Below are 23,656 nucleotides of genomic sequence, written 5' to 3'. Positions count from 1 at the left end.
AGATCGACCCGCCGGGATTCTGATGTCTGCCAGCACGCGCCTCGATGTGGATTCCACCTAGCGCGCAGGAAGGGTAATTCCCTAGTGCGTCAACCCTATTCGAGGGGAGGCGTGGCGGCCAGCACTTCCTGCATGGTGGTCTGGCCTTCGGCCACCCGCAACGCGCCGGCAAGGCGCAGCGGGCGCATGCCGTCGGTGACGGCCTGTCGCCGCAGCACGTCCATTCCGGACGACTGGTGGACATGGCCCTTGAACGCTTCGCTCACCGTGAGAAGCTCGTACAGGCCCATGCGCCCGCGATAGCCCGTCATCCGGCAGTCGACGCAACCGACCGGCCGGTAGGCGCGCACCGAGCCGGTGATCTGCCAGGGCGACACCATCGCCTCGAGCTTCTCGCGGTCGAGGGATTCGTCGGGCTTCTTGCACTGCGGGCACAGCGTGCGCACGAGGCGCTGCGCCAGCACGCCGAGCAGCGTCGCATTGACAAGGTAGCCGGGCACGCCGAGTTCCATGAGCCGGGTGATCGCACTGGGCGCATCGTTGGTGTGCAGCGTGCTGAATACGAGGTGGCCGGTCAGGGCGGCCTGCACCGCCATCTCGGCCGTGGCCAGATCGCGGATCTCGCCGACCATGATGATGTCCGGGTCCTGGCGCATCAGGGCACGCAGGCCTTCGATGAACCCGAAGTCGAGCTGCGGCTGCACCTGCGTCTGGTTGAACGAGGGCTCGATCATCTCGATCGGATCCTCGATGGTGCTGACGTTGACCTCTTCGGTCGCCACCCGCTTGAGCGTGGAATAGAGCGTGGTGGTCTTGCCCGAGCCGGTCGGCCCCGTCACCAGGATGATGCCGTGCGGTCGCGCCACCAGCTGCTCCCAGCGCTTGGCGTCGTGCTGGGCGAAGCCCAGCTCGTCCAGGTTCTTGACCGTGGTGTCCGGATCGAAGATGCGCATCACCATCTTCTCGCCGAAGGCGGTGGGCAAGGTCGACAAGCGCATCTCGACCTCGTCGCCGCGCAGGTTGCGCGTCTTGATGCGGCCGTCCAGCGGGCGCCGCTTTTCGACCACGTCCATGCGGCCCAGCAGCTTGATGCGCGCGATCATGGCATTCATCACGCCAGGCGGCAGCTGGTAGGCGGGATGCAGCACACCATCGATGCGAAAGCGGATCACGCCCTGCTCGCGACGAGGCTCCAGATGGATGTCCGATGCGCGTTGGTCGAAGGCATATTGCCAAAGCCAGTCGACCACCTGCACCACGCTCTGGTCGTTGGCGTCGAGCTGCCGGGTGCTCTTGCCCAGCTCGACCAGCTGCTCGAAGCTCGCGGCGCTGGATGCGCCACCCGCCTTCTGCGCGGCGCGCACCGACTTGGCCAGCGAATAGAACTCGGCCGTGTAGCGCTGGATGTCGCCAGGGCTGGCCACCACGCGGCGCACGCTGCGGCGCGCCTGGCGCTCGACCTCGCCCACCCAATCGGTGATGAAGGGTTCGCTCGTCGCCACCACCACTTCGTTGGGCGTGACCTGCACGGGCAGCACCTTGTGCCGCTCCGCGTAGGCGGCGCTCATGGTGTCGGCCACCTTGCCCACGTCGACCTTGAGCGGATCGATGCGCAGATAGGGCAACGCGGCGCGCGCCGCCAGCCATTCGGTGAGCATCTCGATGTCGAGCGGCTTGCCGTCGCCCTCGCGGGTCATGGCGACGGCGGCCAGTCGAACCAGGGGGGCCTGGCGGCTTTCGACGCGGGCGCAGCGGGCAATGGTGCGCTGCGCCTCGGCCGGAGAGATCACGCCGTCCTGCGCCAGCCATTCGATCACCAGCCGCAGATCGAGGGGACCCTGGTGCTGCGGAGCGGGGGAAAGGGAAACGGCAGAAGCGCTCATCCGGTGTTCAACGGCTTGAAGACCCGCAGCCACTTGGCGGCGGGAAGGCCCCAGCGAGTCTGTATGGTTTGGGCGCGCACGGCAAGCGTCGATCGATCCGGCTGCGCGGCAGTGCGCTGCGCCAGCACGATCGTGTTGCCTTCGCGCGTCGGCCGGAATGCCCACACGGCGTCGGCGCCGAAGGCGGCAACGATGTGCGCCAGGCTGCGTTCGTAGCTGGAATTGCGGCCGAACAGGTTGACGGTCATCGCGCCATCTTCCGTCAGCACCGCGCGGCAGTCGCGATAGAACTCCTCGCTGTCGAGCACCGGGGCCGCGGCCTCGTCGTCGTACAGGTCGACCTGCAATGCATCGACGCTTTCGCGCCACTGCGGACGGCGGATTTCTGCAGCGGCATCGGCGATCACCACGCTGAGCTTGGCGTCATCCTGTGGCAGCTTGAACCAGCCGCGGCAGGCAGCCACCACCTGCGGATTGAGCTCGACCGCGGTCGTTCGCATGCGCAGTTGCTTGCGGCAGAACTTGGTGAGTGAGGCGGCGCCCAGGCCCAACTGCATGGCGTGGCGCCCCATGACCGAAGTCGGTGCCACGAAAAGCAACCAGGCCATCATCCGCTGCACGTATTCGAGTTCGATCTCGAACGGCGCATCGAGCTTCATCGACCCCTGCACCCATTCGGTGCCGAGATGCAGGTAGCGCGTATCCCCCCAATCGGAGAAATTGACTTCGGGCAGGGAGGCTTTCATGGCCCGATCATAAAAAACCCGCCACGGGGGCGGGTTCGGGGTCAGGGCTTGGCCGTTTTGGCCGCGTCGTTCTGGGGCGTGCCCGGAATGTGCTCGCCGATCTTGTCGCCGGTCTTGCGGGTCGCATCGGCGGCGGCGGTTCCGGCGCCGGTCACGGCGTTGCCAGTGGCATTGGCCGCCTTCTTGGTGCCGCTCTTCGTGGCGTCCCAGGCCTTCTTGCTGGTCTTCTCCGTGGCGTTGGTGGCCTTCTTGGTGCCGCTCTTGGTGGCATCCCAAGCCTTTTCGCTACCGCTCTTGGTCGCGTCCCAGGCTTTCTCGCTGCCGCTCTTGGTAGCGTCCCAGGCCTTTTCGCTGGTGTTCTTGGTCGCGTCCCAGGCCTTCTCGGTGCCGCTCTTGGTGGCGTCCCAGGCCTTCTCGGCGGAGTTCTTCTCCTGCGCCAGGGCCGGAGCAGCCAACACGGCCATTGCACAAGCCAAGGCCATGGAAAGACCGCGATGTTGGATTGGTTTCATTTGGATGAGCTCCTGATGTCGATTCGATTTTTGCTGCGGCGCGACACCGCCAGTCACGGAGTGCGGCGCAGCGAGCCACCAAATATGGCACCAAATTGCCCGCTTCGCGGCTGCGCCAGTTCGTTCGGGGCGCCCACCTACCCCGCCTGTAGGCGATTTGACGACAGTCGCCCCAGCCCTGGGAGCGCCGCCATGGCATTTGCCGTGGTGGCCTGCGCCAAGGCATCGACCGACATGCCGCGCAACGCCGCGATTTCATGGGCGATACGCGGCAGTTCGGCCGGCTCGTTGCGCCCCTGTGGCCGGCCTTGTGCGCGATCTTCCTGCGTGACGTACAGCCAGTGAGGCGGGATGTCCGGTGCATCGGTCTCGAGCACGAGTGACGACAAGGGCAGACCGGCAGCCAGCCGGCGCAGGCGCAGCGCCCTCTCGAACGTGACGGCGCCGCCAAAGCCCAGGTGCAGTCCAAGGTCAATGCAGGCCTGCGCCTGCTGCTCGCTGCCATTGAAAGCGTGAGCGATGCCTTTCCAGGCTTGCCCGCCACCAGCCCGGCGCAGCGCAGCGAGCACCTGGTCGACGGATCGGCGCACGTGCAGCAGCACCGGCAGCCCATGGCGCCGCGCCAGTTTCAATTGCGCCTCGAACAGTTGCTCCTGCCGCCCCGGTTCGAGGCCGTCGACGAAGTAGTCCAGGCCGATCTCTCCGACGGCCACCAGGCGCGGATCGTCGCGATGCTCGACCAGCGCTTGGTCGAGCCGCTCGACGTCGTCCGGGCCGGCCTGCCCTGCGCACAGCGGGTGAATGCCCAAGGCGTAGGCATCGCCCTGAACGTGCGCCAGTTCGCGCACGGTATCGAAGTTGAAAGCCGCCACCGCCGGAATGACGCAAAGGGCCACGCCACGTTGCGCCGCACGCTCGCGCATCGCCGCGCGATCGGCATCGAATTCGCGGGCATCGAGGTGACAGTGCGTATCGACAAAAACAGCCATCGGGCAATGATGCCCGACGAGATGCACCTTGGCTCAAAGCGTGCTACCGTGAACCCCGAGCCATATATTTCCTCATCACGGAGGTATTCGATGCGCAGGCCCGCCTTGTACAGCCGCTCGACCCCGGCGGTGACGACGCCCCCCAGCGAGGACGCCTCGCCCCAGGCCGAGACCGAAGCGGTTGCGGGAAGCGCGTCCGCCGCCGAAGCGTCTGCCACCGCTTCGCCCCACGTTGGCGCATCTCGGCGGCGACGCTGGGTCATGCCGCTGGCCGTGGCCTTGTTGATGGGCGCATCGGCGCTCGGCTCGTACCACTTTCTGCCAAGGCCGGCCGGCCGTACGCTGACCCAGAAGGACATCGACGCCGCAGTGCTGCGCACGTTGCAGACGACCACCCTGCCCTCGGCGGCCGCGCGCGCGGCGGACATCATCCGCCCCTCGGTGGTCGAGGTGACCGCACTGGGCCCAGAGGAAGAAGACCCCACGGTCAAGCCTGACAAGAAGGCGCGACCGGCCGACAAGCGTCCGCCCAAGCAACGCACCGCCAAGGCCCCGAAGGAGCCGCAGGCCACCGAGCCCAAGGCGCCCAAGTCATCCGAGGATGTGGCCAAGGCGCCGGAGGACGCGCCGGAAGTCGAGCGCGGTGTCGGCACCGGTGTGGTGATCGTCGACAAGGGCGTGATCCTGACCAACCTTCACGTGGTCGCCGGCGCGCAGAAGATCCGCGTGACTTTCGCCGATGGGCTGGAATCTCCCGCTTCCATCGTCGGCTTGCAGCCCGAGAACGACCTGGCCGTGCTGCAGGCGCAGAAGATTCCGGACGACCTGGTGGCCGCCACCATGCGATCGACGGCCGACCTGCGTCCCGGTGACAACGTCGCCGTCGTGGGCTTTCCCTTCGGCATTGGCCCATCGGTGTCCTCAGGTGTCGTGTCGGGCCTGAAGCGGTCCTTCCGATCGCCCGAGGGCAAGCAGGAGCTGAGCAACCTGATCCAGTTCGACGCCGCCGCCAATCCCGGCAATTCCGGGGGGCCGCTGGTGAACATGGACGGCGAGGTGCTGGGCATCGTCACCGCCATCCTCAATCCGACGCAGCAGCGCACTTTCGTGGGCATCGGCTTTGCCGTACCGATCGAGAACGCGGCCACCGCCGCGGGCACGCCACCGTTCTGACGCAGTTGCAGTTTTCTTCCATCACCGCCAACGAAAGCAGGGCATGAGCATCGAAGACAACCCCAACCTCTCCGCCAGTGCCGACGCCGCGGCCGCGGCAGCCAACTGCAGCGCGCTGGTCGAGCAGATCCTGTACGAGGTCAAGCGCGTCGTCGTCGGGCAGGACCGCTTCCTGGAACGGGTGATGGTCGCCATGCTGGCCGAAGGGCACCTGCTCGTCGAAGGCGTGCCGGGCCTGGCCAAGACCCTGACGGTCAAGACCCTGGCCGACGTCGTGCGCGGCAGCTTCAAGCGCATCCAGTTCACCCCCGACCTGGTGCCGGCGGATCTGGTGGGCACGCGCATCTACAACCAGAAGACGGGCGACTTCAGCACCTCGCTGGGCCCGGTGTTTGCCAACCTGCTGCTTGCCGACGAAATCAACCGCGCGCCGGCCAAGGTGCAGAGCGCGCTGCTCGAAGTGATGCAGGAACGCCAGGTCACCATCGCCGGCGTGACGCACAAGGTGCCCCGCCCCTTCCTGGTGATGGCGACGCAGAACCCCATCGAGACCGAAGGCACCTACCCGCTGCCCGAGGCGCAGGTGGACCGCTTCATGATGAAGGTGCTGGTCGACTACCCCACCGACGAAGAGGAATTCGTCATCGTCGAACGGGTGATCGGCCCGGCCATCGCCGCCAGCGCCATGGCCGACACCGAGGGGCTCGCCCATCTGCAGGCGCAGGCGCGGCAGGTGTACGTGGACCCGTCGCTCATCCAGTACGCGGTACGCCTGGTTTCGGCCACGCGCACGCCGGAGCGGCACGGCCTGAAGGACATGCGGCGCTTCATCACCTACGGCGCCAGCCCGCGCGCCAGCATCAACCTGATCGAAGGCGCACGCGCCCTGGCGCTGCTGCGTGGACGCAGCTATGCCCTTCCGGATGACGTGTCCGCGCTGGCGCCGGACGTGCTTCGCCATCGCGTCACGCTGTCGTACGAAGGCCTGTCGGAAGGCCTCACGCCCGATGGCGTCATCGACCGCATGATGCGCGCCGTGCCTGCACCCACCAAAGTGATGGAGCATGAGAAGCTGGTGGCGTAGGCGCGAAGGCGCCGCCAACGATGCGCAGCTGCGCGAGGCCGCTGCGGCGGCCGGGGTCGAGCATGCGCTTCGCCGGCTGGAATGGACCGTCCTGCGCCGCCTCGACGGCCTGCTGCAGGGCGACTACCGCACGCTGATGCGCGGCACCGGCCTGGACTTGGCCGACCTTCGCGAATACCAGCACCACGACGACGTGCGTCACATCGACTGGAACGTGACGGCGCGGCTGCAGGTGCCTCACGTGCGCGTCTTCACCGAAGACCGCGAAATGGCCGCCTGGTTCGTGCTGGACCTGAGCCGCTCGGTGGACTTCGGCTCCGGCGTGCGCGCCAAGCGGGAAATCTCGGCCGGCTTCGTGGCCGTGTTGGCGCGGCTGCTCACCCGCCACGGCAACCGGGTCGGCGCGATGCTTTACGGCAGCACCGTCGAGGCCGTCATTCCGCCGCGCGTGGGACGCGCGCACGTGCTGCATCTGATGCACGCCATGCAGCACTTCGGCGATGCGGCGCACGGTGGTGCGCAGCCGCGGCGCGGCAAGAACGACGTCGGAACCACCCGCCTGGGCGATCTTCTGGCGGCCGCTGGCAGCGTCATTCGTAGGCGCTCGACGGTCTTCGTCGTCTCCGACTTCCTGACCGAACCCGGCTGGGAACAGTCGCTGGGCCGACTGGCACAGCGCCACGAGGTGGTGGCCGTGCGCCTGTTCGATCCGCTGGAACTCGATCTGCCCGACCTCGGCCTCGTGCCTCTCACGGATGCGGAGACCGGCGAGCAGTTGTGGGTCGACACGCACGACGCGGGCTTTCGCAAGCGCTTCTCGCGCCTGGCCCGCGAACGCGAGACCCAGTTGCGCGAAGCCCTTGGCCGCGCCGGCGTGGATACGCTGGAGCTGTCCACGTCCGACGACCTGGTGCAGGCGATCTTGCGCTTTGCCGATCTGCGCAAGCGACGGGTGCGTGCCGGATCGGCCCTGTCCGAAGCCCCGAAAGCGGTGGGAACATGAACTTCCTCTGGCCCCAGTTCCTCTGGCTCCTGCTGGCGGTGCCGCTGCTGGTGCTGCTCTACGTCTGGCTGCTGCGGCGCAAGAAGAAGATGGCGATCCGCTACGCCAGCCTTTCGATCGTGCGCCAGGCGATGGGCCCCGGCCAGACCTTCAGACGGCACGTGCCGCCCCTGCTCTTCCTGCTGGCGATGGTGGCCATGCTGATCGGCTCCGCGCGCCCGTTGGCGGTGGTCACGCTGCCGTCCAACCAGCAAACGATCGTGCTGGCGATCGACGTGTCGGGCAGCATGCGCGCCGCCGACGTGCAGCCCAGCCGGCTCGAAGCGGCACAGGCCGCGGCCAAGAGCTTCATCGCCGACCTGCCGCGCACCGTCAAGGTCGGCATCGTGGCCTTCGCCGGCAGTGCGCAGGTGGCGCAATTGCCAACCACCAATCACGAAGACCTCAATGCCGCCATCGACTCCTTCCAGCTGCAACGCGGCACCGCGACCGGCAACGGGCTGGTGATGGCGCTTTCGACGCTGTTCCCCGACGCGGGCATCGGCATCGACGACTTCGCGCCGCAGTCGACGAAAAAGGGCGTGCCCATCGACCAGTCCGGCAAGGAGCCGAAGAAGGAGTTCAAGCCGGTAGCGCCGGGCTCGTACAACTCCGCCGCCATCATCATGCTGACCGACGGCCAGCGCACCACCGGGGTCGATCCGATGGATGCCGCCAAGATGGCCGCCGACCGCGGCGTTCGCGTCTACACCGTGGGCGTGGGCACCGTCGATGGCGAGACCATCGGCTTCGAAGGCTGGTCGATGCGCGTGCGCCTGGACGAAGACACGCTCAAGGCGGTGGCCAACAAAACGCAGGCCGAATACTTCTATGCGGGCACGGCGGACGACCTGAAGAAGGTCTACAACACGCTCAGTTCGCGCCTGACCGTCGAGAAGAAGGAAACCGAGATCTCTGCGCTGTTCGCACTGGGCGCGGCCGTCCTGGCGCTGCTGGCTGCGGGGCTGTCCTTGTTCTGGTTCAACCGGATCCTGTAGGTCGGCTCAACCTGTCTTGCCGTCGTTCAGACCGTCGTCGCTGCCCTGAAAGACATTGCGCCAGCGCACATACCCGTCGTTTTCGGCGGCACGGTGGGTCAATTCGCCCCAAGTCGTCGGCTGCGGCTTGTCCTTGTTGAACTTGCCGATGAAGCCGGCAAAGGAATCGTGCACCCAATCGTCGAAGAACACACCCAGTTTTAGCAGCGCGTCCTGCTGCTTTGTGGCAAGCGCCTGGATTTGCTTGAAGATATCCCGGGCCTTCGGGTGCAGGTCACCGGAGAACGCTCCAAGCTTCATGGCCTCGACTTGCGCGCTGAAGATCTGCTGCCCAAGCTTGTAGTACGTGTAGCTGGAAGGGTACATCTCTGCCCGCTCGACACTGGGCAGTCTTCCGAAGCGCTTGGCTTCGTTCACCAGATACCGCCAAGCCAAGTAGCGAACACCATGCTCGCGCAGCGCCATGTGAATGGGGAGGCTGTTCGGCACGCCGCAGACGGAAAAATAGTCTTTGACTTCGTCGCGAAGCCTGGGTAATTCGGCGAGGCCAAAGCTCGCGATGAACCTCTTGTCCTCATCGATGCGCATCCAAGGAGCGTAGGAATGCCCCTCGCAAGCGCGAACCGCAGCCTCATACATCTCGTTGAGCGGCAGGTTGGAAAGTCTCGAAGCAGCATCCGCAACCGGCTGGAGACTCCCCCTGAGCAACCTGACCCCCTTGCCTTGGTCGAGCGGCGCGTAGCCGCCGCCCACGTCGCTGTGCGCGCCAGGAACAACGTGCTCGTGGCAGTTCGGCGGCAAGGTATCGCCCACCCGGACGCTGTCGCTCGGGAAATTGGTACGCAGCTCGTGCAAGGCGACGAAGTGCACGCAGTTCTTCACCGCCGGATGAATCTGCAAGTCCTTTGCGCTGGCCCAGGCGCCATGCCCGCTGCCCCCAAGCGTCTCGGGCCTCCCAACCGATGCCACGGTGTCGAACAGTCCCAGCATTCGCACGTAGCTCGGCACACCAAAGAGTTGGCCGCCCATGAGCATGTAGCGATGAAGCCACGTCACGAACACGCGCGCCTGCGCAGCACCTCGGCTGAATCCGAAGACGTCGAGATAGATGCTGGTGACCTTCGGGACAGTCTTGTAGTGGGTGAGGATGCCTCTCAACTGGTCGGACTGCCTAGAGAAGAATGCCTTCTTTTCCTGGTGGCTGGCGCCATCGAGCCCTCCACTGAGTCCAAGGCTTTGCAGGAACATTTCGTCCTTGGTCAAGGGCCTGCTCGGGCCTTCACCGGGTTGGGGCAGGCGGGTGTCGGAGCAGAGGGCGCGCAGGCGAACTTGATCGAAGTGCTTGTGGGAAGCTCCTCGAATCGACGCGTGGGCAAAGTTGATGACCTGAAGCAGACCGTAAAGGATCCGCGCCTCGCCGCCCGCGCCAAACGGCCCCCCGCCCGCCTCTGCCTCCTGCCTGCCGAGCTCGGTGAAGGGTGTGCCGACACCTGAGACGTATTGTCGGAAGTGGCCCTGGACCGGCAAATCCTGATAAGCAGTGGAGAGCTTCCAGATGTTGGTGGCAACCTCCTCGCGATTGGCCGGAGCGTCTTTGCGCTCGGGGTTGGAGTTGTTGTCGGTCCCATCAAAGAAAAGGCCGATATTGAGAAGATGCTCACACTCTGCCCTATTGACCGAGTTCAACATGGGCGGGCAGGTGACGGCCGGCTTCTCGAGGATGGTCTGAAGGACCGCCATCAATCGGACTCCCCCACCATCTTGGTCCGAACTTCATGTGCTGTGGTTCCAGGTGGCCAGGGCTTCTCGCCAGGCAGTGGCTGGTAGAGCGGCGCGGGCCCGCGAGGAAATGGGGGGCCGCCGTACGGCACTGGCGTATGAGTCGAATAGGGCGAATGGGCGTCCGTCACCCACAGTTCAACCCGATGGCCCGGAAAGAAGTGCGCGTAGATCCCGCCGCTTTGATCAGGCGGCACTTCGAAATGCACGGGAACTGTGGCTTCGTGCTCGCGTGTTTCATCAACCTTTTGGCGGTACGTCTCCCACTTGACAGTGACGAAGAACGGCTCGTCTGGTATCTCCCTGGGCACGCGCACACAGCAAAAACTGCCGCCACCTCCTCCCCACCCCTCAATCCGCATACCCCTAGCGTCAGCTATCGAGTAATCGGTGACGACAATGCCTGATCCGTAGTGACCGACGCCCGCAAATGAGGTCGCTTGCAAGTCGCCTCCCGTCGAAAACCCGGAACTCAACGAGCAGCCAGAAGCGACCACCGCAACGGCAAGCATCGCCGCCAAGTGGCGCCTTGCAGTTCCTCGCGCCGACACGACGCGCCACTTTCCCGTGGCCCCGAAGCCTTCTCCCATGTCTTTCATTTCCTTCTCCCTGTCCTGTCTGGCCCCACTGAAAATATGAGGCACAGACAGCGGCGCGGAGGCTAGCGCACCGGGCCGATTCGCCAAAGCAATGTGAACGTTCTGGCCACGTTCATGCGCGCATGTTTCCTCCTCCGATTCACTGCGCTGGCGCGCCGGCACAATGGCAGCTTTCATTCGCAAGGCACAGCATGTTCGATCTCTCTGGAAAGGTAGCGCTCGTCACCGGCGGCAATGGCGGCATTGGCCTGGGGATGGCCAAGGGGTTGGCTCAGGCGGGCGCGCAGGTGGTCGTGGCGGCGCGCAACGCCAGCAAGTCGGCGGCTGCGGTGGAAGCACTGCGCGCGCTGGGCAGCGACAGCTTCGCGCTCGAAGCCGACGTGACCAACGAAGCGCAGGTCGAACGGCTATTCGCCGCGCTGGGTGAGCGCTGTGGCAGGCTCGACATCCTGGTCAACAACGCGGGCACCACGGTGCGAAAGACGGTGGACCAACTCTCGCTGGCCGAATGGAACCAGGTGATGGACACCAACCTCACCAGCGCCTTCCTGTGTTGCAAGGCCGCCTTCCCGCACATGAAGAAGAGCGGCGGCGGCAAGATCATCAACATCGGCTCGATGATGTCCATCTTCGGCGCGCCTTATGCGCCGGCCTACGGGGCCAGCAAGGGCGGCATCGTGCAATTGACCCGCGCCATCGCCACCTCGTGGGCTGCCGACGGCATCCAGGTCAACGCGGTGCTGCCGGGTTGGATCCAGACCGAACTGACCGACGGCGCACGCGCCCAGGTGGCCGGCCTGAACGAACGCGTCATCGCCCGCACCGCTGCCGGGCGCTGGGGTCAGCCGCAGGATCTGGCGGGCATCGCGGTGTTCCTGGCGAGCGGTGCATCGGACTTCATCACCGGGACGGCGATTCCGGTGGATGGCGGGTATTCGATCGCGGCGTGACCTGCACAGCGGCCATCCACTGATCGCATGCCCACCAGCGCCGACTTCATCGAGTACGTGGCCGAGCAGATCGCACTCGGCGCCCGGCTGACGCATCGCAAGATGTTCGGCGAGTACGCGTTGTACGTAGATGCCAAGGTGGTCGCCTTCGCGTGCGACAACAGCCTGTTCATCAAACCGTCGCCCGCCGCCGAGAGCCTGGCGCCCAGGTTGCCGAAAGGCCCGCCTTATCCGGGCGCGAAGGACTACCCCGTGGCGGACGAGTTGCTCGACGACACCGAGTCGCTTCGTCGTCTGATCCTGGCCACGGCAGACCTCATGCCTGAGCCTAAGCCGAAGTCCAAGCCGAGGGCAAAGGCGAAACCTGCAGCGAAATCGGCGCCGAAGAAGCGGCCGGCCACGCGCCGGCCCAAACCTCCGGCCGCTTAGCGCGCGTCAGTCCACCAGCCGCCCGGCCGCCAGACGGAGCACGCGGTCGCAGCGTGCCGCCAGCGACTCGTCGTGTGTGACCATCACGAAAGCCGTGCCCCGTTCGCGCGCCAGCTTCAGCATCAATGCGAAGACGCCGTCGGCCGTGGCGCGGTCGAGGTTGCCGGTGGGCTCGTCGGCCAGCACGCAATCCGGCCCGGTGACCAGCGCTCGCGCAATGGCCACGCGCTGACGCTCACCGCCCGACAGCTCGGCCGGCCGGTGCGCTACACGCGGGCCCAGGCCGACCAGCATCAGCATCTGCTCGGCCTGCTCGCGCGCCTGCGGCATAGGCTGGCGCCGGATGCGCAGCGGCATGGCGACGTTGTCCAGCGCGCTGAACTCGGGCAGCAGGTGATGGAACTGGTAGACAAAGCCCAGGTGCATGTTGCGAAGGCGGCCCTGTTCGGCCGGGCCGACCTTGGCCATGTCCTCGCCATGCAATTGCACGCTGCCGGAGGTCGGCGCATCCAGGCCGCCCATCAGGTGCAGCAGCGTGCTCTTGCCCGAGCCCGACGCGCCGACAATCGCCAGCGTTTCGCCGGCACGCACATCCAGATCCACGCCATGCAGCACCGTCAGATCGATGCGGCCTTCATGAAAACGCTTGGTCAGGCCGCGGACCTTCAGCACCACCGCGTCATTCATAGCGAAGCGCCTCCGCGGGATTGACGCGGCTGGCGCGCCAGCTGGGATACAGCGTGGCTGCGAAGGCGAGCACGAGCGAGATGACGGTGATGGGCACGATGTCGGACGATTGCGGATCGCTGGGCATGCGGTTGATGAGATAGATGTCCTTGGGCAGGAAGCTGGCATGGAACAGCCGCTCCAGCGCGGGCACGATCACGTCGATGTTGTAGGCCACCAGCAGGCCCAGCCCCAGGCCGGCCAGGGTGCCGATCACGCCCACCATCGCGCCCTGCACCACGAACACGCCCATGATGCTTTTGGGGCTGGAGCCGAGCGTGCGCAGGATGGCGATGTCGGCGCGCTTGTCCGTCACCGTCATCACCAGCGTCGACACGAGGTTGAAGGCCGCCACCGCCACGATGAGCGTGAGGATGATGAACATCATGCGTTTCTCGACCTGCACGGCGGCGAACCAGGTGCGGTTCTGGCGCGTCCAGTCGCGGATGAGGAAGTTGCCCGGCAGCGTGCCTGCCAGCTGGTCGGCCACCTCGCGCGCCTGGTTCAGGTCCTTGAGCTTGAGGCGAACGCCGCTGGGCCCTTCGAGCCGGAAGACCTTGGCCGCGTCGTCGGCGTGGATCATGGCCAGCGCCGAGTCGTATTCGTAGTGCCCGGTCTCGAAGGTGCCGACCACGGTGAACTGCTTCAGGCGCGGCACCACGCCGGCGGGCGTGACCTGGCCGCCGGGCGCGATCAGCGTCACGGTGTCGCCGTCGCGCACATACAGCGATCGTGCCAGGTCGACGCCCAGCACGATGCCGAAGCCGCCGGGCACCAGCCTGGCCAGCGCGCCGCGTTGGGCGGTGGTGGCCAGGTCGGTCACCTCGGGCTCGTGCGCAGGGTCGATGCCCCGCACCAGCACGCCTTTCATGTCCTCGCCGCGCGCCAGCAGGGCCTGCGTGGCGATGAAGGGCGCAACGCCCACCACCTGCGGGTTCTTGCGGGCATCGCGCATGATGCCGTCGATGTCCTGCAGCGCCTGGCCATCCGGCGAGAGAATCTCGATGTGCGAGACGACGCCGAGCATGCGGTCGCGCACCTCTTTCTGAAACCCATTCATCACCGACAGCACGATGATCAGCGCGGCCACGCCAAGCGCGATGCCCAGCATCGATACGCCAGAGATGAAGTTGATGAAGCCGTTGCGCCGCGTCGCCCGGCCAGCGCGCGTGTAGCGCCAGCCAAGTTGCAGTTCGTAGGGAAGTCGCATTTGCGGAAAGTTGGCGCCGGCGGCGGCAGCCGCTCGGCGAGTGATGGTTGTGATGGGTCGGGGCCGATTGTGGCAGCGTCGACAATAGCCCCATGCCCAAGTCTGCCCCAGGCTCCGAACCCGCCCGTCATCTGATCATCCCCTTTGCCGGCCGCGGCACCCCGGGCTGCCGAGCGATCATCGCCGAACTGCGTCTGCCTCGCCTCGAACGCCTGATGACGCGCATGCAGCCGCTGCAGGACGACATGCAGGAAGAGACCACCTTCTCTCCCCCGCACGAACGCGCGCTCGCCGCCGCGCTGGGCCTGCCTGTGCAGGACGGCCGCATTCCCTGGGCGGCGCTGCAGGCTCGGCAACTGGGCTTGCCTGAAGCACCGGCGGGCCACGGCTGGGGCCGCCTCGACCTGTGCCACTGGCACGTTGGCATCGACGACGTGGCGCTGGGCGATCCGCGCACGCTCACCGTCGACGCGGCCGAATCCGCCACGCTGCTGGCGCTCTTGACGCCCTTCTTCGCCGAAGACGGCATCGCGCTCCATGCCGGCGGGCATCCAGGGCAGTGGCTGGCCAGCGGCGCCCTGTTTGACACGTTGGCCACCGCGTCCGTCGATCGTGCCGCCGGCCAGCCCATCTCCGAGTGGTCGCCACTCGCCGACGCGGGCCGACCGTTGCGCCGCCTGCAGAACGAAACGCAGATGCTGCTCTATACCAATCCGCTGAACGACGCGCGTGCCGAACGCGGCCTGCCGCCGATCAACTCCTTCTGGGCCAGCGGCACCGGCGCACTGCCGACGGTGGTGCGCCCGGTCGACCCCGCGCCCGAAACGGACGAACGCCTGCGCATGCCCGCCCTGCTCGATGACGCGCCGGGCTGGGCCATGGCGTGGCGCTCGCTCGACGAAGACGTGGTGGCGCCCTTGCTGGCCGCGCTCGAATCCGGCGCCGATGTCCGCCTGACCTTGTGCGGCGACCGCATCGCACGCACTTTCGGTCCGCGCACCGGCGGCGGCATCGGCGCGCTGGCCCGTCGCCTCTTCGAACGCGCACCGGCCCCTGTCGACGTGCTGGGCGCGCTGTGAGCATGGGCATGAAGATCGTTGCCCGCACCGTCCCGCCCCGCAGCGCGTGGGCGCTCGAACAGGCCGGTGTGCATCCCCTCCTGGCGCGGCTCTACGCGGCACGCGGCGTGACCGGCCGCGAAGAACTGGACGACGCGCTGGCGCGCCTGCTGCCGCCCGAAACGCTGCGCGGCACGCGCGAAGCCGCGGTGCTGCTGGCCGACGCCATCGCCGCGGACCGACGCATCTGCATCGTGGCCGACTACGACTGCGACGGCGCCACGGCGTGCGCCGTCGGTTTGCGCGGGCTGCGCCGATTGGGCGCGCGGCAAGTGAGCTACCTGGTACCCGATCGCGTGGTCGACGGCTACGGCCTGACGCCCTCGATCGCCCAACGCGTGGCCGAACGCGGGGCCGACCTGCTCGTCACGGTGGACAACGGCATCGCGAGCGTGGACGGCGTGGCTGCCGCCAAGGCCCTGGGCCTGTCGGTACTGGTGACCGACCATCACCTGCCCGGCCCCGAATTGCCCGCAGCCGACGTGCTGGTCAATCCCAATCAGCCTGAGTGCGGCTTCGAGAGCAAGTGCATGGCCGGCGTGGGCGTCATGTTCTACGTGCTGCTGGCCTTGCGCGCGGAGCTGCGTGCGCGCGGCGCGTTCACCAGCGCAGATGGGCAAGCGACCCAGCCGCGCCTGGACGACCTCTTGCCCTTGGTCGCGTTGGGCACCGTGGCCGACGTGGTGCGGCTCGACGCCAACAACCGTCGCCTGGTCGCGCAGGGCCTGCGCCGCATCCGCGCCGGCGTGCTGCCGCCGGGGCTCGCGGCACTGTTCACCGCCTCGGGCCGCAATCCGGCCAGTGCCACCACCTTCGACTTCGGATTCGCACTGGGCCCGCGCATCAACGCGGCCGGTCGTCTGGCGGACATGACGCTGGGCATCGAATGCCTGGCCACCGACGACGCCGCGCGCGCCGACGAACTCGCGCGCCTGCTCGACGAAATCAATCGCGAACGGCGCGGCATCGAAGGCGACATGCGCGAACAGGCTTTGCGCGTGGCCGAACGCATGTTCGCAGACGGCAGCGCACCGCCGGCCGCGGTCACCGTCTTCGACCCCGACTTCCACGAAGGCGTGGTCGGCATCGTCGCTTCGCGCATCAAGGACCGGTACCACCGCCCCACCTTCGTCTTCGCCGCCAGCAGCGCCGAAGGCAAGTCGGACGAGCTCAAGGGCTCGGGCCGATCGATCGCGGGCTTTCATCTGCGCGATGCCCTCGACCTGGTGGCCAAGCGTCGCCCCGGCGTGGTGCTTCGCTTCGGCGGCCACGCGATGGCAGCCGGCTGCACCGTGTCGCGCGAGCGGCTGGCCGAGTTTCAGGGCGCATTCGCCAAGGTGGCCGCCGAGTGGCTGGACGCCGCCACCCTCACCCGCCGGCTCGATACCGACGGCCCACTGGCGCCCGAGTACCTTCGCGTCGACCTGGTCGACACGCTGCAGCGCGAGGTGTGGGGACAGGGCTTCGCGCCGCCCACGTTCAGCGAAGAGGTCGAAGTGGTGTCGCAGCGCCTGGTCGGCGAGAAGCATCTCGCGCTCAAGCTGCGCCATCAAGGGCGGCCGGTGGACGGCATCTGGTTCGGCCGCACGGAGCCGCTGCCGCCCCGCGTCCTGCTCGCATGGCGGATGGAGGCTGACGAGTGGCAAGGGGTGCGCCGCGTACGATTCATGGTCGAGGGCGCGGAACTTCCCGCGTCCGATGCCAATCAGGAGGGACCATGAACCAAGCACATCGCCACGCCACCTCGCCCATGCCCTGGCGAACGATGGCGCGAGCTGCCGCAGCCTTGACGAGCCTTGCAGCGCTCGGTGCCTGCAGCACCACCGCCATGACCGACGCTCCGCCAGCACCCGCATCGACCGGCGCCTGGGGCGCACCGATCCGCTTTGTCTGCGACGGCACGCCGCCATCCACCGTCGTCGTCCGCTACAGCCAACCCGGCGCCGCTTCGATGAGTTTGTCCCGCGGCGATCGCGTCGTGCAACTGGAGCGCCAACGCGCCGCCAGCGGAGCGCGCTACGCAAGCGCCGATGTGGAATTCTGGGAACACCAGGGCGAAGCGCAACTGCGCTGGGGGGCCAATGCGCCTTCGCTGCGCTGCGTGGCCCAACGCTGAGGAAAGCCAATGGCCCTGGGCTGGTATTCCGTGCTGAAGTTGGTCCCTTGGACCGAGGTGATCAGCAATGCGCCACAGATCGCGGATGCGGCCAAGAAGCTTTGGGGCAGCGTGTCGAAGAAGGCGCCCGGCGACGTCGCTGGCGACAGCGCGCCAGGGCCGTCGATCGGCGCGGCGCCACTGACGCCCGAAGCGCGAATGGCCGAACTCGAAGCGCGCCTTCAGGCCAACGAAGCCGCGGTGGCCGAACTGCATCGGCAACTGGTCGATTCCACCGCCTTGATCGACACCCTGGCGAGCCAGAACGCACTGCTGATCCGTCGCGTCGAAGCCAACCGGCTGCTCGTGCGTTGGCTGATCGGCGCCGTCGCCGTTGTGGGCGTCGTGGCGCTGGTCGCGCTCTTCGGCAAGTGATGCACGCGGGGGCCTGCGCCCCGCCTGCATCGGCGTACCTTCAACGCTTGGGTGCGATGCGCTCGCCCGGCAGCAGTTCGTAGGGTGGCTTCCAGCCCGGCAGGTTCTGCTGCAGGCGGTCGAGCCAGCGCGCCATGGCCGGGTAGTCGCGGCCGATGTCGTAGCCGCTTTCTTCGGGCGGGTAGTACAGGTAGCCGGCCAGCGAGATGTCGGCGATCGTCGGCTGCGTGCCCACCATCCATTCACGCGACGCCAGGTGCTTTTCGACCACCGCGAAGGCGCCTTCGACGCGGCCGCGCAAGAACTTCTCGAGCGCCGGATCGGGCGCCACCGGCGCGAAGCTCTTCATGAACCGCCAGGTGGCCAGGAAGCTGGTGAACTTGTGGTTGTCGAAGAACATCCAGCGCAGCGCCTCGTCCTGCTCTTCCTCGGTCGCGCCGCCGAAAGCGCCATGCCGGCGCGCCAGCCGCGTGAGGATGACGCCGGACTGGCTCATGCGCCGGCCGTCCTCGTCCTGCAGGATCGGCACTTCGCCCATCGGGTTGTTGGCCTCGCGCCAGGCGTCGGTGCGCGTCAGGCCGCCGACGAACTCGCCGAAGGGCACGTGAACCGGCTCCCAGGGCTGGCGCAGTGCCTGCAACATCATCGCGACCTTGAAGGTGTTGCCCGACTGGGCGAAACCGTAGAGCTTGTACATGAAGCGTCCTTCTCCTCGTTGAATGAATCTGCGCGACCAACGCGCGTCAGAGCGCCAGCTTGAGCTTCATCCCCTCGTGCGAGGCGACGAAGCCCAGTTGCTCGTAGAAGCGCAACGCATCGGGGCGTTGCTTGTCGGTGGTCAACTGAACCAGATGGCAGCCGCGTTCGCGCGCACGGCCGATCGCCCATTCGAACAACTGCCTGCCCACCCCGGACGATCGACAGGACTTGTGGACCCGCACGCCTTCGATGGTGGCGCGCCAGCCGCCTTGATGGGTGATGTAGGGCGTGCAGGTGAGCTGCAGAACACCCACCACGCCACCGGCGTCGTCCTCGGCCACCACCAGTTCATTGTTGGGATCGCGCTCGATGGCCTCGAAGGCCTGCAGGTACGACGGCGGCAAGGGATCGGCAAGACGTTCGCGCTGCGCACCCAGCGGATCGTCGGCCAGCATCTGCACGATGGCGACCAGGTCATCACGGGTGGCTTGGCGAAAACGGAGGTTCGAGGTCTTGGTGGTCACGCAGCTGGAGCGGCTCTGGATGAGTAGCCCGCCATTCTGTCGCAAGGCCGGCATCGGCGTGCGTCCGCGAAGGCGGTGCCCGGCGCGTCAGATCTCGAAGCCGGGCTGCAACTCGCGAATCTTGCGCAAGGCCACGCCAGCCGCAGCCGTGCGCGTCTCGACGCCGAGCTTGACGTACACACGTTCCAGGTGCTTCTTGGCCGTGGCGGGGCTGCTGCCGATGATCTCGCCGATGTCGCGGTTGGTCTTGCCCTTGATGACCCAGTAGAGCACCTCGGCCTCGCGCGGGGTGAGCTTGAGCGCGACGCTCATGGTTTCGATCACCGAGCTGTCGGAGGTCTCGCGCAGGATGATGAGCCATTCGTCGTGGCCGTCGTCATGCCCCGTCTGCTGGTGCAGGCGGATGCTCAGGCTGCTGCCTCCTTGCATGACCTGCAGCGGCGGTGGCTCGACCAGGCGCGCCACGGCGTCGTCGAGATGGCGGCGCAGCCAGTCGAGCACCAGCTGCGGCGCATCTGGCGCCTGGGTACCGAAATAGCGCTGGAACAGCTCGCGTGCCAGCCCGGTCTGCCAGATGATTCGGCCCTGCGGCCAACGCACGGTGGCACTGGCATAGCCGAAGGCGTCCAGCGCATTGCGGGCCTGCCCCGCCTGCCGAGCCTGCTGCCGGGCCGCGCGCGCGCCTTGCAGATGCACGTTCATGCGGGCCAGCACTTCCTTGGGCTTGATCGGCTTGGTCACGTAGTCCACGCCGCCCGCCTCCAGCGCCGCCACCAGATGCTCGGTCTCGGTCAGACCGGTCATGAAGATGATGGGGATGGCCGCAGTGGCGGCATCGGCCTTCAGCCGGCGCGCTACCTCGAAGCCGTCCAGCCCCGGCATCATGGCGTCGAGCAGAACGATGTCCGGCCGCGCCTGCGCCGCCCGCGCCAGGGCCTGCTCGCCATTGGTGGCCACCAGCACGGTGTAGCCCGATTCGTCGAGCGCATCGTGCAGCACGGCCAGGTTGTCGGGCACGTCATCCACGATCAGCACCAGGTCGCTGCTGTCCGCGCTGTCGCGAAGGCTCAGCGCCAGCGAGGCAGTTGCGGGCTTGTCGGTGTCGGTGCTCATCATCCTCAGGATGCGGATTCAATGGATTCGGCCAGCGAACGGCTGAGCGCGTCGAGCTCGAAGCGGCGCGCCAACGCGCGCTGGCGCTCCGACCAGCCGGCGCATTCGGGCTGCGCGCGCTCGATCTCGTCGAGCTGCGTCATGATGCCGCGAAGGTAACCCAGACTCACCGCCTCCTCGAGCCGGCGGATGTGCTGGATGGCCGGAACGACCAGCACCGCCGGCGCGGCGTCGCGCACCGGATCTGCCGCAGCGACGGGCTGCGCCGTCCAGCGCAGCTGCAGCTGCCGCTCCAGCCAGTCGAGCAGTTCGCTATGGCGCACCGGCTTGACGATGAAGTCCTCAGGCGTGATGCCCACGTCGTTGTCCAGTCGCTTGTCGAAGGCATTGGCCGAGACGATGGCCACCGCGGTGCGCTCCAGGCCCAGGCGGCGGGCACGGCGGATGGTCTCCCAGCCGTCGATGCCGGGCATCGCCAGATCGACGAACATCGCATCGGGCCGCAGGCCGGCGGCGATCAGGTCGAGCGCATCGTGGCCGCTGGCCGCTGTGCGCAGCTCGAATCCCATCGGCGCGAGCACGTCCACCAGGAGCTGGCGGTCCGCCTCCTCGTTGTCCACCACCAGCACGCGGCGACGCCGGCCTTCGTAGCCGCGCCGCGCCATCGACGGGTTGGGCCGCGGCACGCCGGTTTCGCCCAGGGGCGTGTCATGCACGCGTGGCAGAAACAGGCGCACGCGAAACGACGAGCCGACGTCCGGCGTGCTTTGCACCGACATTTCGCCGCCCATCAGGTCGGTGAGCATCTTGGCGATGGTCAGGCCGAGGCCGGCGCCGCCGACCGCCACGCCCACGCCGCGCGCAAAGGGCTCGAACACGCGCTGCACTTCTTCGGCCGACATGCCGGGGCCGGTGTCCTCGATCTCCAGCGTGGCGAACTCGCGCGCATAGCGCAGCCGGAAGCTGACCTGGCCCTTCGTGGTGAACTTGATGGCATTGCCCAGCAGGTTGATCAGGATCTGCCGCACCCGCTTTTCATCGGCGCGAACCAGGGCGGGCAACTGGCCCGTCGGTTCGAAGCGGAACTGCAGGCCCTTGTCCTCGGCCTGCAGCTCGAACATGTCGGCCAGCTCCTGCATGACCTGCGCGAACGGCATCGGGCGCGCATGCAGCGTGAGCTTGCCGGCCTCGATGTGGGCGATGTCCAGCGTGCCTTCGATCAGCTGCAGCAGGTGTTCGCCACCGCGCTTGATCACTGCCACCGCCTGGCGACGATGCGGCGGCACGGCCTGGTCCTCGCCCAGGAGCTGCGCGTAGCCCAAGATGCTGTTGAGCGGCGTGCGCAACTCATGGCTGATGGCGCTGATGTAGCGGCTCTTGGCCTGGTTGGCCGCATCGGCATTGCGCTTGGCGGCCTGCAGGGCGCGGTCGGTCTCGCGATGCAATTCGATCTCGCGCATGAGCAGGTGCGTCTGCCGGTTCGATTCTTCCTGCGCCACCTTTCGGCTCTGATGCGCCAGCACCAGCCACCAGGCGACGATGCCGGCGATCAACAGCAGCGCCATCGACGCCTTGAGAAAGCCCGCACGCAACGCATGCGCCGCAGCAGCGGCCACGTCGGAATCGGCCAGTGCCCGCAATTCCTGCCGATAGAGCACGCCGAACACGGCCGCCAGCAGCGGCACGATCACCAGCATGAGCAGCAGGAAGTGGCCCAGGCCGGTGTCCAGGTAGCGCCAGCTGCGTCGGGGCAGCACGGTGCGCAACGCGGCCGACCATTGCGCAGCCAGGCTCGCCTGTGGCTTGCACAGGTCGCCGCAGCGTGCGTCCAGCGTGCAGCACAGCGAGCAGATCGGGCCCTGGTAGGCCGGGCAGTGCGCCATGTCCGGACCTTCGTAGCTGCGCTCGCAGATCACGCAGCGCAGCGTCTGCTGCCCCGCATTTGCCTTGGCAGGCTCGCTGCGCGCCAGGTAGTACTTGCCGCGCGTGGCCCAGGCGATGATCGGCGCGGCGACGAAGGCCGTTCCAAGGGCGATGAGCGCGGAGAAGGCCTGGGCCAGCGGCCCCAGGAACCCCAGGTGCGCGACGATCGACAGCCCGGACGCCAGCGCCATCGCGCCCACGCCCACCGGATTGATGTCCCACAGATGGGCCCGCTTGAACTCGATGCCCGGCGGTGACAAGCCCAGCGGCTTGTTGATGACCAGATCGGCCACCACCGCCATCATCCAGGCGATGGCGATGTTGGCGTACAGGCCCAGCACATCGCCCAGCGCCTCGAACACGTCCATCTCCATCAGCATGAAGGCAATGAGCGTGTTGAACACCACCCACACCACGCGGCCCGGATGGCTGTGCGTCACGCGCGAGAAGAAATTGCTCCAGGCCAGCGAGCCCGCATAGGCGTTGGTGACGTTGATCTTCAGCTGCGAGATGACGACGAACAGCGCCGTCGCCCACACGGCCCAGGCGTAGTTCGGGAAGACGTATTCATAGGCCGCCAGGTACATCTGGTTGGGATCGACCGCGCGCTCGGGCGGCACCATGTGCGAGATGGCCAGGTACGCCAGCAGCGCACCACCCAGCATCTTGGCCACGCCCAGCACCACCCAGCCCGGTCCGCCTGCCAGCACACCCAGCCACCAGCGTCCCCGCGTGGATGTCGTGCGCGCGGGCATGAAGCGCAGGTAGTCGGCCTGCTCGCCCATTTGCGTGATGAGCGCAATGCCCACCGTCAGGGCCGCACCAAACAGGGGCAATTGGAAATCCGGAAAAGCGCTCTTCGCTCCGTTGTAGTGCGTGATGCCTTCGAATGCACCAGGATCGCGCATCAAGACATAAACAAAGGGCACCACCAGCATCAGCAGCCAGATGGGCTGCGTCCACAACTGCAGGCGGCTGATGGCAGACACGCCGTGCGTCACCAGCGGAATCACCACCAGTGCGCACACCAAGTAACCCCACGCCGGCGGAATGCCGAGGGCCAGTTCCAGCGCATAGGCCATCACGGCCGCTTCGAGCGCGAAGAAGATGAAAGTGAAGCTCGCGTAGATGAGGGACGTGATCGTCGAGCCGATGTAGCCGAAGCCGGCGCCACGGGTCAGCAGGTCCATGTCAACGCCGTAACGGGCGGCGTAGACGCTGATGGGCAGACCGGCGAGGAAGATGATCAGCCCCGTGCACAGGATCGCCCAGAAGGCATTGATAAAGCCGTACTGCACCAGCAAAGTGGCGCCCACCGCCTCCAGGATGAGGAAGGAGGCAGCGCCGAAGGCGGTGTTGGCCACCTTCCATTCGGACCACTTGCGCGAGCGCTGAGGCGTGAAGCGCAGGGCGTAGTCTTCCAGCGTCTCGCTGGCCACCCAGCTGTTGTAGTCGCGCCGGACCTTGACGATCCGCTGCGGCGCGGCGTCCACGGTCGGGGACGCGGCGTCGGCCATCGGGTCGGCAGCGGTGCTGGAAGAAAGAGAGCTCACGCCGCCCAGGCTGCAACACTCGTGCCGAGCAACAGTTGTTAAAGGTTTGAGGCATGATCGTTGCATCTGCCCTCGG

22 protein-coding genes are annotated in these 23,656 nt (G+C 67.0%); 10 read left to right on the top strand and 12 right to left on the bottom strand.

The genetic code is table 11. The features are described from left to right. Positions 1-95 precede the first annotated feature (95 nt). The 4 genes from tfpB to QTH91_RS02960 form a co-directional block, all read right to left on the bottom strand. Positions 96-1,883, bottom strand: a complete 1,788-nt coding sequence (gene tfpB / locus QTH91_RS02975; RefSeq protein WP_286658543.1) for a type IV pilus assembly ATPase TfpB — start codon at positions 1,881-1,883, stop codon at positions 96-98. Continuing rightward, positions 1,880-2,629, bottom strand: coding sequence for a spermine/spermidine synthase domain-containing protein (locus tag QTH91_RS02970; protein ID WP_286658542.1), 750 nt, complete (start codon positions 2,627-2,629; stop codon positions 1,880-1,882). Before QTH91_RS02970 ends, tfpB begins: the two co-directional genes overlap by 4 nt. A gap of 41 nt (positions 2,630-2,670) precedes the next feature. Next, complete coding sequence (locus QTH91_RS02965; RefSeq protein WP_286658541.1) at positions 2,671-3,141, bottom strand: hypothetical protein; 471 nt, start codon at positions 3,139-3,141, stop codon at positions 2,671-2,673. A gap of 137 nt (positions 3,142-3,278) precedes the next feature. Beyond that, positions 3,279-4,130 (bottom strand): TatD family hydrolase, encoded by an 852-nt coding sequence (locus QTH91_RS02960; RefSeq protein ID WP_286658540.1) that lies wholly within the window; start codon positions 4,128-4,130, stop codon positions 3,279-3,281. Between the two features lie 90 nt (positions 4,131-4,220). Between QTH91_RS02960 and QTH91_RS02955 the strand changes: the two genes are divergently transcribed. From QTH91_RS02955 to QTH91_RS02940, 4 genes are read left to right on the top strand one after another with little or no spacing between them, the layout of a single operon-like run. Next, a complete protein-coding gene (locus QTH91_RS02955; RefSeq protein WP_286658539.1) occupies positions 4,221-5,303 on the top strand; it encodes a S1C family serine protease in 1,083 nt (360 codons plus the stop codon). 43 nt (positions 5,304-5,346) lie between these two features. Then, complete coding sequence (locus QTH91_RS02950; RefSeq protein ID WP_286658538.1) at positions 5,347-6,387, top strand: AAA family ATPase; 1,041 nt, start codon at positions 5,347-5,349, stop codon at positions 6,385-6,387. Then, positions 6,368-7,390 (top strand): DUF58 domain-containing protein, encoded by a 1,023-nt coding sequence (locus tag QTH91_RS02945; protein ID WP_286658537.1) that lies wholly within the window; start codon positions 6,368-6,370, stop codon positions 7,388-7,390. Before QTH91_RS02950 ends, QTH91_RS02945 begins: the two co-directional genes overlap by 20 nt. Then, on the top strand, positions 7,387-8,427 hold the full coding sequence (locus QTH91_RS02940; RefSeq protein WP_286658536.1) for a VWA domain-containing protein: 1,041 nt from the start codon (positions 7,387-7,389) through the stop codon (positions 8,425-8,427). The genes QTH91_RS02945 and QTH91_RS02940 overlap by 4 nt, the downstream gene beginning before the upstream one ends. 6 nt (positions 8,428-8,433) lie before the next feature. Here the strand turns inward: QTH91_RS02940 and QTH91_RS02935 are convergent, their stop codons facing one another. Beyond that, entirely contained in the window at positions 8,434-10,167 is a 1,734-nt protein-coding gene (locus tag QTH91_RS02935) for a T6SS phospholipase effector Tle1-like catalytic domain-containing protein (protein ID WP_286658535.1), read from the bottom strand. After that, positions 10,167-10,805, bottom strand: a complete 639-nt coding sequence (locus QTH91_RS02930; protein ID WP_286658534.1) for a DUF3304 domain-containing protein — start codon at positions 10,803-10,805, stop codon at positions 10,167-10,169. Before QTH91_RS02930 ends, QTH91_RS02935 begins: the two co-directional genes overlap by 1 nt. A gap of 191 nt (positions 10,806-10,996) precedes the next feature. Here QTH91_RS02930 and QTH91_RS02925 point away from each other — a divergent pair, with 191 nt between their 5' ends. Both QTH91_RS02925 and QTH91_RS02920 read left to right on the top strand, forming a co-directional pair. Then, a complete protein-coding gene (locus QTH91_RS02925; protein ID WP_286658533.1) occupies positions 10,997-11,755 on the top strand; it encodes an SDR family NAD(P)-dependent oxidoreductase in 759 nt (252 codons plus the stop codon). 27 nt (positions 11,756-11,782) lie between these two features. Next, complete coding sequence (locus QTH91_RS02920; protein WP_286658532.1) at positions 11,783-12,184, top strand: TfoX/Sxy family protein; 402 nt, start codon at positions 11,783-11,785, stop codon at positions 12,182-12,184. Between the two features lie 6 nt (positions 12,185-12,190). Here QTH91_RS02920 and lolD read toward each other — a convergent pair whose 3' ends face one another. Further along, a complete protein-coding gene (gene lolD / locus QTH91_RS02915) occupies positions 12,191-12,871 on the bottom strand; it encodes a lipoprotein-releasing ABC transporter ATP-binding protein LolD (RefSeq protein ID WP_286658531.1) in 681 nt (226 codons plus the stop codon). Then, positions 12,864-14,120: a lipoprotein-releasing ABC transporter permease subunit gene (locus QTH91_RS02910; RefSeq protein ID WP_286658530.1), complete on the bottom strand. Its 1,257-nt coding sequence runs from the start codon at positions 14,118-14,120 to the stop codon at positions 12,864-12,866. The genes lolD and QTH91_RS02910 overlap by 8 nt, the downstream gene beginning before the upstream one ends. A gap of 92 nt (positions 14,121-14,212) precedes the next feature. On the opposite strand from QTH91_RS02910, the gene QTH91_RS02905 reads away from it, so the two are divergent. Genes QTH91_RS02905 through QTH91_RS02890 form a run of 4 tightly spaced genes read left to right on the top strand, consistent with a single transcriptional unit; the run spans position 14,213 to position 17,768 of the window. Further along, positions 14,213-15,199 carry a hypothetical protein gene (locus QTH91_RS02905; RefSeq protein ID WP_286658529.1) on the top strand — a complete coding sequence of 329 codons (987 nt, stop codon included), beginning with the start codon at positions 14,213-14,215 and terminating at the stop codon, positions 15,197-15,199. An 8-nt stretch (positions 15,200-15,207) separates the two neighbouring features. Next, positions 15,208-16,959 (top strand): single-stranded-DNA-specific exonuclease RecJ, encoded by a 1,752-nt coding sequence (recJ, locus tag QTH91_RS02900; protein WP_286658528.1) that lies wholly within the window; start codon positions 15,208-15,210, stop codon positions 16,957-16,959. After that, positions 16,956-17,354, top strand: a complete 399-nt coding sequence (locus QTH91_RS02895; RefSeq protein WP_286658527.1) for an MliC family protein — start codon at positions 16,956-16,958, stop codon at positions 17,352-17,354. Before recJ ends, QTH91_RS02895 begins: the two co-directional genes overlap by 4 nt. Before the next feature lie 9 nt (positions 17,355-17,363). After that, positions 17,364-17,768 carry a hypothetical protein gene (locus QTH91_RS02890; protein WP_286658526.1) on the top strand — a complete coding sequence of 135 codons (405 nt, stop codon included), beginning with the start codon at positions 17,364-17,366 and terminating at the stop codon, positions 17,766-17,768. 40 nt (positions 17,769-17,808) lie between these two features. Here the strand turns inward: QTH91_RS02890 and QTH91_RS02885 are convergent, their stop codons facing one another. From QTH91_RS02885 to QTH91_RS02870, 4 genes are all read right to left on the bottom strand, one after another. Beyond that, the gene (locus QTH91_RS02885; protein ID WP_286658525.1) at positions 17,809-18,465 is read right to left on the bottom strand and encodes a glutathione S-transferase family protein; all 657 of its coding nucleotides are present in this window, start codon (positions 18,463-18,465) and stop codon (positions 17,809-17,811) included. 46 nt (positions 18,466-18,511) lie between these two features. Continuing rightward, a complete protein-coding gene (locus QTH91_RS02880; RefSeq protein WP_286659591.1) occupies positions 18,512-18,922 on the bottom strand; it encodes a GNAT family N-acetyltransferase in 411 nt (136 codons plus the stop codon). Between the two features lie 156 nt (positions 18,923-19,078). Continuing rightward, positions 19,079-20,104 (bottom strand): response regulator transcription factor, encoded by a 1,026-nt coding sequence (locus QTH91_RS02875; RefSeq protein ID WP_286658524.1) that lies wholly within the window; start codon positions 20,102-20,104, stop codon positions 19,079-19,081. Between the two features lie 5 nt (positions 20,105-20,109). Further along, positions 20,110-23,544, bottom strand: coding sequence for a hybrid sensor histidine kinase/response regulator (locus tag QTH91_RS02870; RefSeq protein WP_286659590.1), 3,435 nt, complete (start codon positions 23,542-23,544; stop codon positions 20,110-20,112). Between the last annotated feature and the right edge of the window lie 112 nt (positions 23,545-23,656).

Origin of the sequence: Variovorax dokdonensis (assembly GCF_030316895.1) — a bacterium.
Lineage (GTDB): Bacteria > Pseudomonadota > Gammaproteobacteria > Burkholderiales > Burkholderiaceae_C > Variovorax > Variovorax dokdonensis.
The sequence above is the reverse complement of the archived record's forward strand: the minus strand, read 5'-3'. Positions and strand labels throughout refer to the sequence as shown.

Excerpts from the sequence above, each read along its gene's own strand:
- QTH91_RS02870 (WP_286659590.1), bottom strand. The coding sequence starts at position 23,544 with ATGGCCGACGCCGCGTCCCCGACCGTGGACGCCGCGCCGCAGCGGATC.
- QTH91_RS02960 (WP_286658540.1), bottom strand. The coding sequence starts at position 4,130 with ATGGCTGTTTTTGTCGATACGCACTGTCACCTCGATGCCCGCGAATTC.
- QTH91_RS02920 (WP_286658532.1), top strand. The coding sequence starts at position 11,783 with ATGCCCACCAGCGCCGACTTCATCGAGTACGTGGCCGAGCAGATCGCA.
- QTH91_RS02875 (WP_286658524.1), bottom strand. The coding sequence starts at position 20,104 with ATGAGCACCGACACCGACAAGCCCGCAACTGCCTCGCTGGCGCTGAGC.
- lolD (WP_286658531.1), bottom strand. The coding sequence starts at position 12,871 with ATGAATGACGCGGTGGTGCTGAAGGTCCGCGGCCTGACCAAGCGTTTT.
- QTH91_RS02965 (WP_286658541.1), bottom strand. The coding sequence starts at position 3,141 with ATGAAACCAATCCAACATCGCGGTCTTTCCATGGCCTTGGCTTGTGCA.
- QTH91_RS02930 (WP_286658534.1), bottom strand. The coding sequence starts at position 10,805 with ATGAAAGACATGGGAGAAGGCTTCGGGGCCACGGGAAAGTGGCGCGTC.
- tfpB (WP_286658543.1), bottom strand. The coding sequence starts at position 1,883 with ATGAGCGCTTCTGCCGTTTCCCTTTCCCCCGCTCCGCAGCACCAGGGT.
- QTH91_RS02925 (WP_286658533.1), top strand. The coding sequence starts at position 10,997 with ATGTTCGATCTCTCTGGAAAGGTAGCGCTCGTCACCGGCGGCAATGGC.
- QTH91_RS02970 (WP_286658542.1), bottom strand. The coding sequence starts at position 2,629 with ATGAAAGCCTCCCTGCCCGAAGTCAATTTCTCCGATTGGGGGGATACG.
- QTH91_RS02935 (WP_286658535.1), bottom strand. The coding sequence starts at position 10,167 with ATGGCGGTCCTTCAGACCATCCTCGAGAAGCCGGCCGTCACCTGCCCG.
- QTH91_RS02950 (WP_286658538.1), top strand. The coding sequence starts at position 5,347 with ATGAGCATCGAAGACAACCCCAACCTCTCCGCCAGTGCCGACGCCGCG.
- QTH91_RS02890 (WP_286658526.1), top strand. The coding sequence starts at position 17,364 with ATGGCCCTGGGCTGGTATTCCGTGCTGAAGTTGGTCCCTTGGACCGAG.
- recJ (WP_286658528.1), top strand. The coding sequence starts at position 15,208 with ATGAAGATCGTTGCCCGCACCGTCCCGCCCCGCAGCGCGTGGGCGCTC.
- QTH91_RS02945 (WP_286658537.1), top strand. The coding sequence starts at position 6,368 with ATGAGAAGCTGGTGGCGTAGGCGCGAAGGCGCCGCCAACGATGCGCAG.
- QTH91_RS02910 (WP_286658530.1), bottom strand. The coding sequence starts at position 14,120 with ATGCGACTTCCCTACGAACTGCAACTTGGCTGGCGCTACACGCGCGCT.
- QTH91_RS02885 (WP_286658525.1), bottom strand. The coding sequence starts at position 18,465 with ATGTACAAGCTCTACGGTTTCGCCCAGTCGGGCAACACCTTCAAGGTC.
- QTH91_RS02880 (WP_286659591.1), bottom strand. The coding sequence starts at position 18,922 with ATGCTGGCCGACGATCCGCTGGGTGCGCAGCGCGAACGTCTTGCCGAT.
- QTH91_RS02895 (WP_286658527.1), top strand. The coding sequence starts at position 16,956 with ATGAACCAAGCACATCGCCACGCCACCTCGCCCATGCCCTGGCGAACG.
- QTH91_RS02905 (WP_286658529.1), top strand. The coding sequence starts at position 14,213 with ATGCCCAAGTCTGCCCCAGGCTCCGAACCCGCCCGTCATCTGATCATC.
- QTH91_RS02955 (WP_286658539.1), top strand. The coding sequence starts at position 4,221 with ATGCGCAGGCCCGCCTTGTACAGCCGCTCGACCCCGGCGGTGACGACG.
- QTH91_RS02940 (WP_286658536.1), top strand. The coding sequence starts at position 7,387 with ATGAACTTCCTCTGGCCCCAGTTCCTCTGGCTCCTGCTGGCGGTGCCG.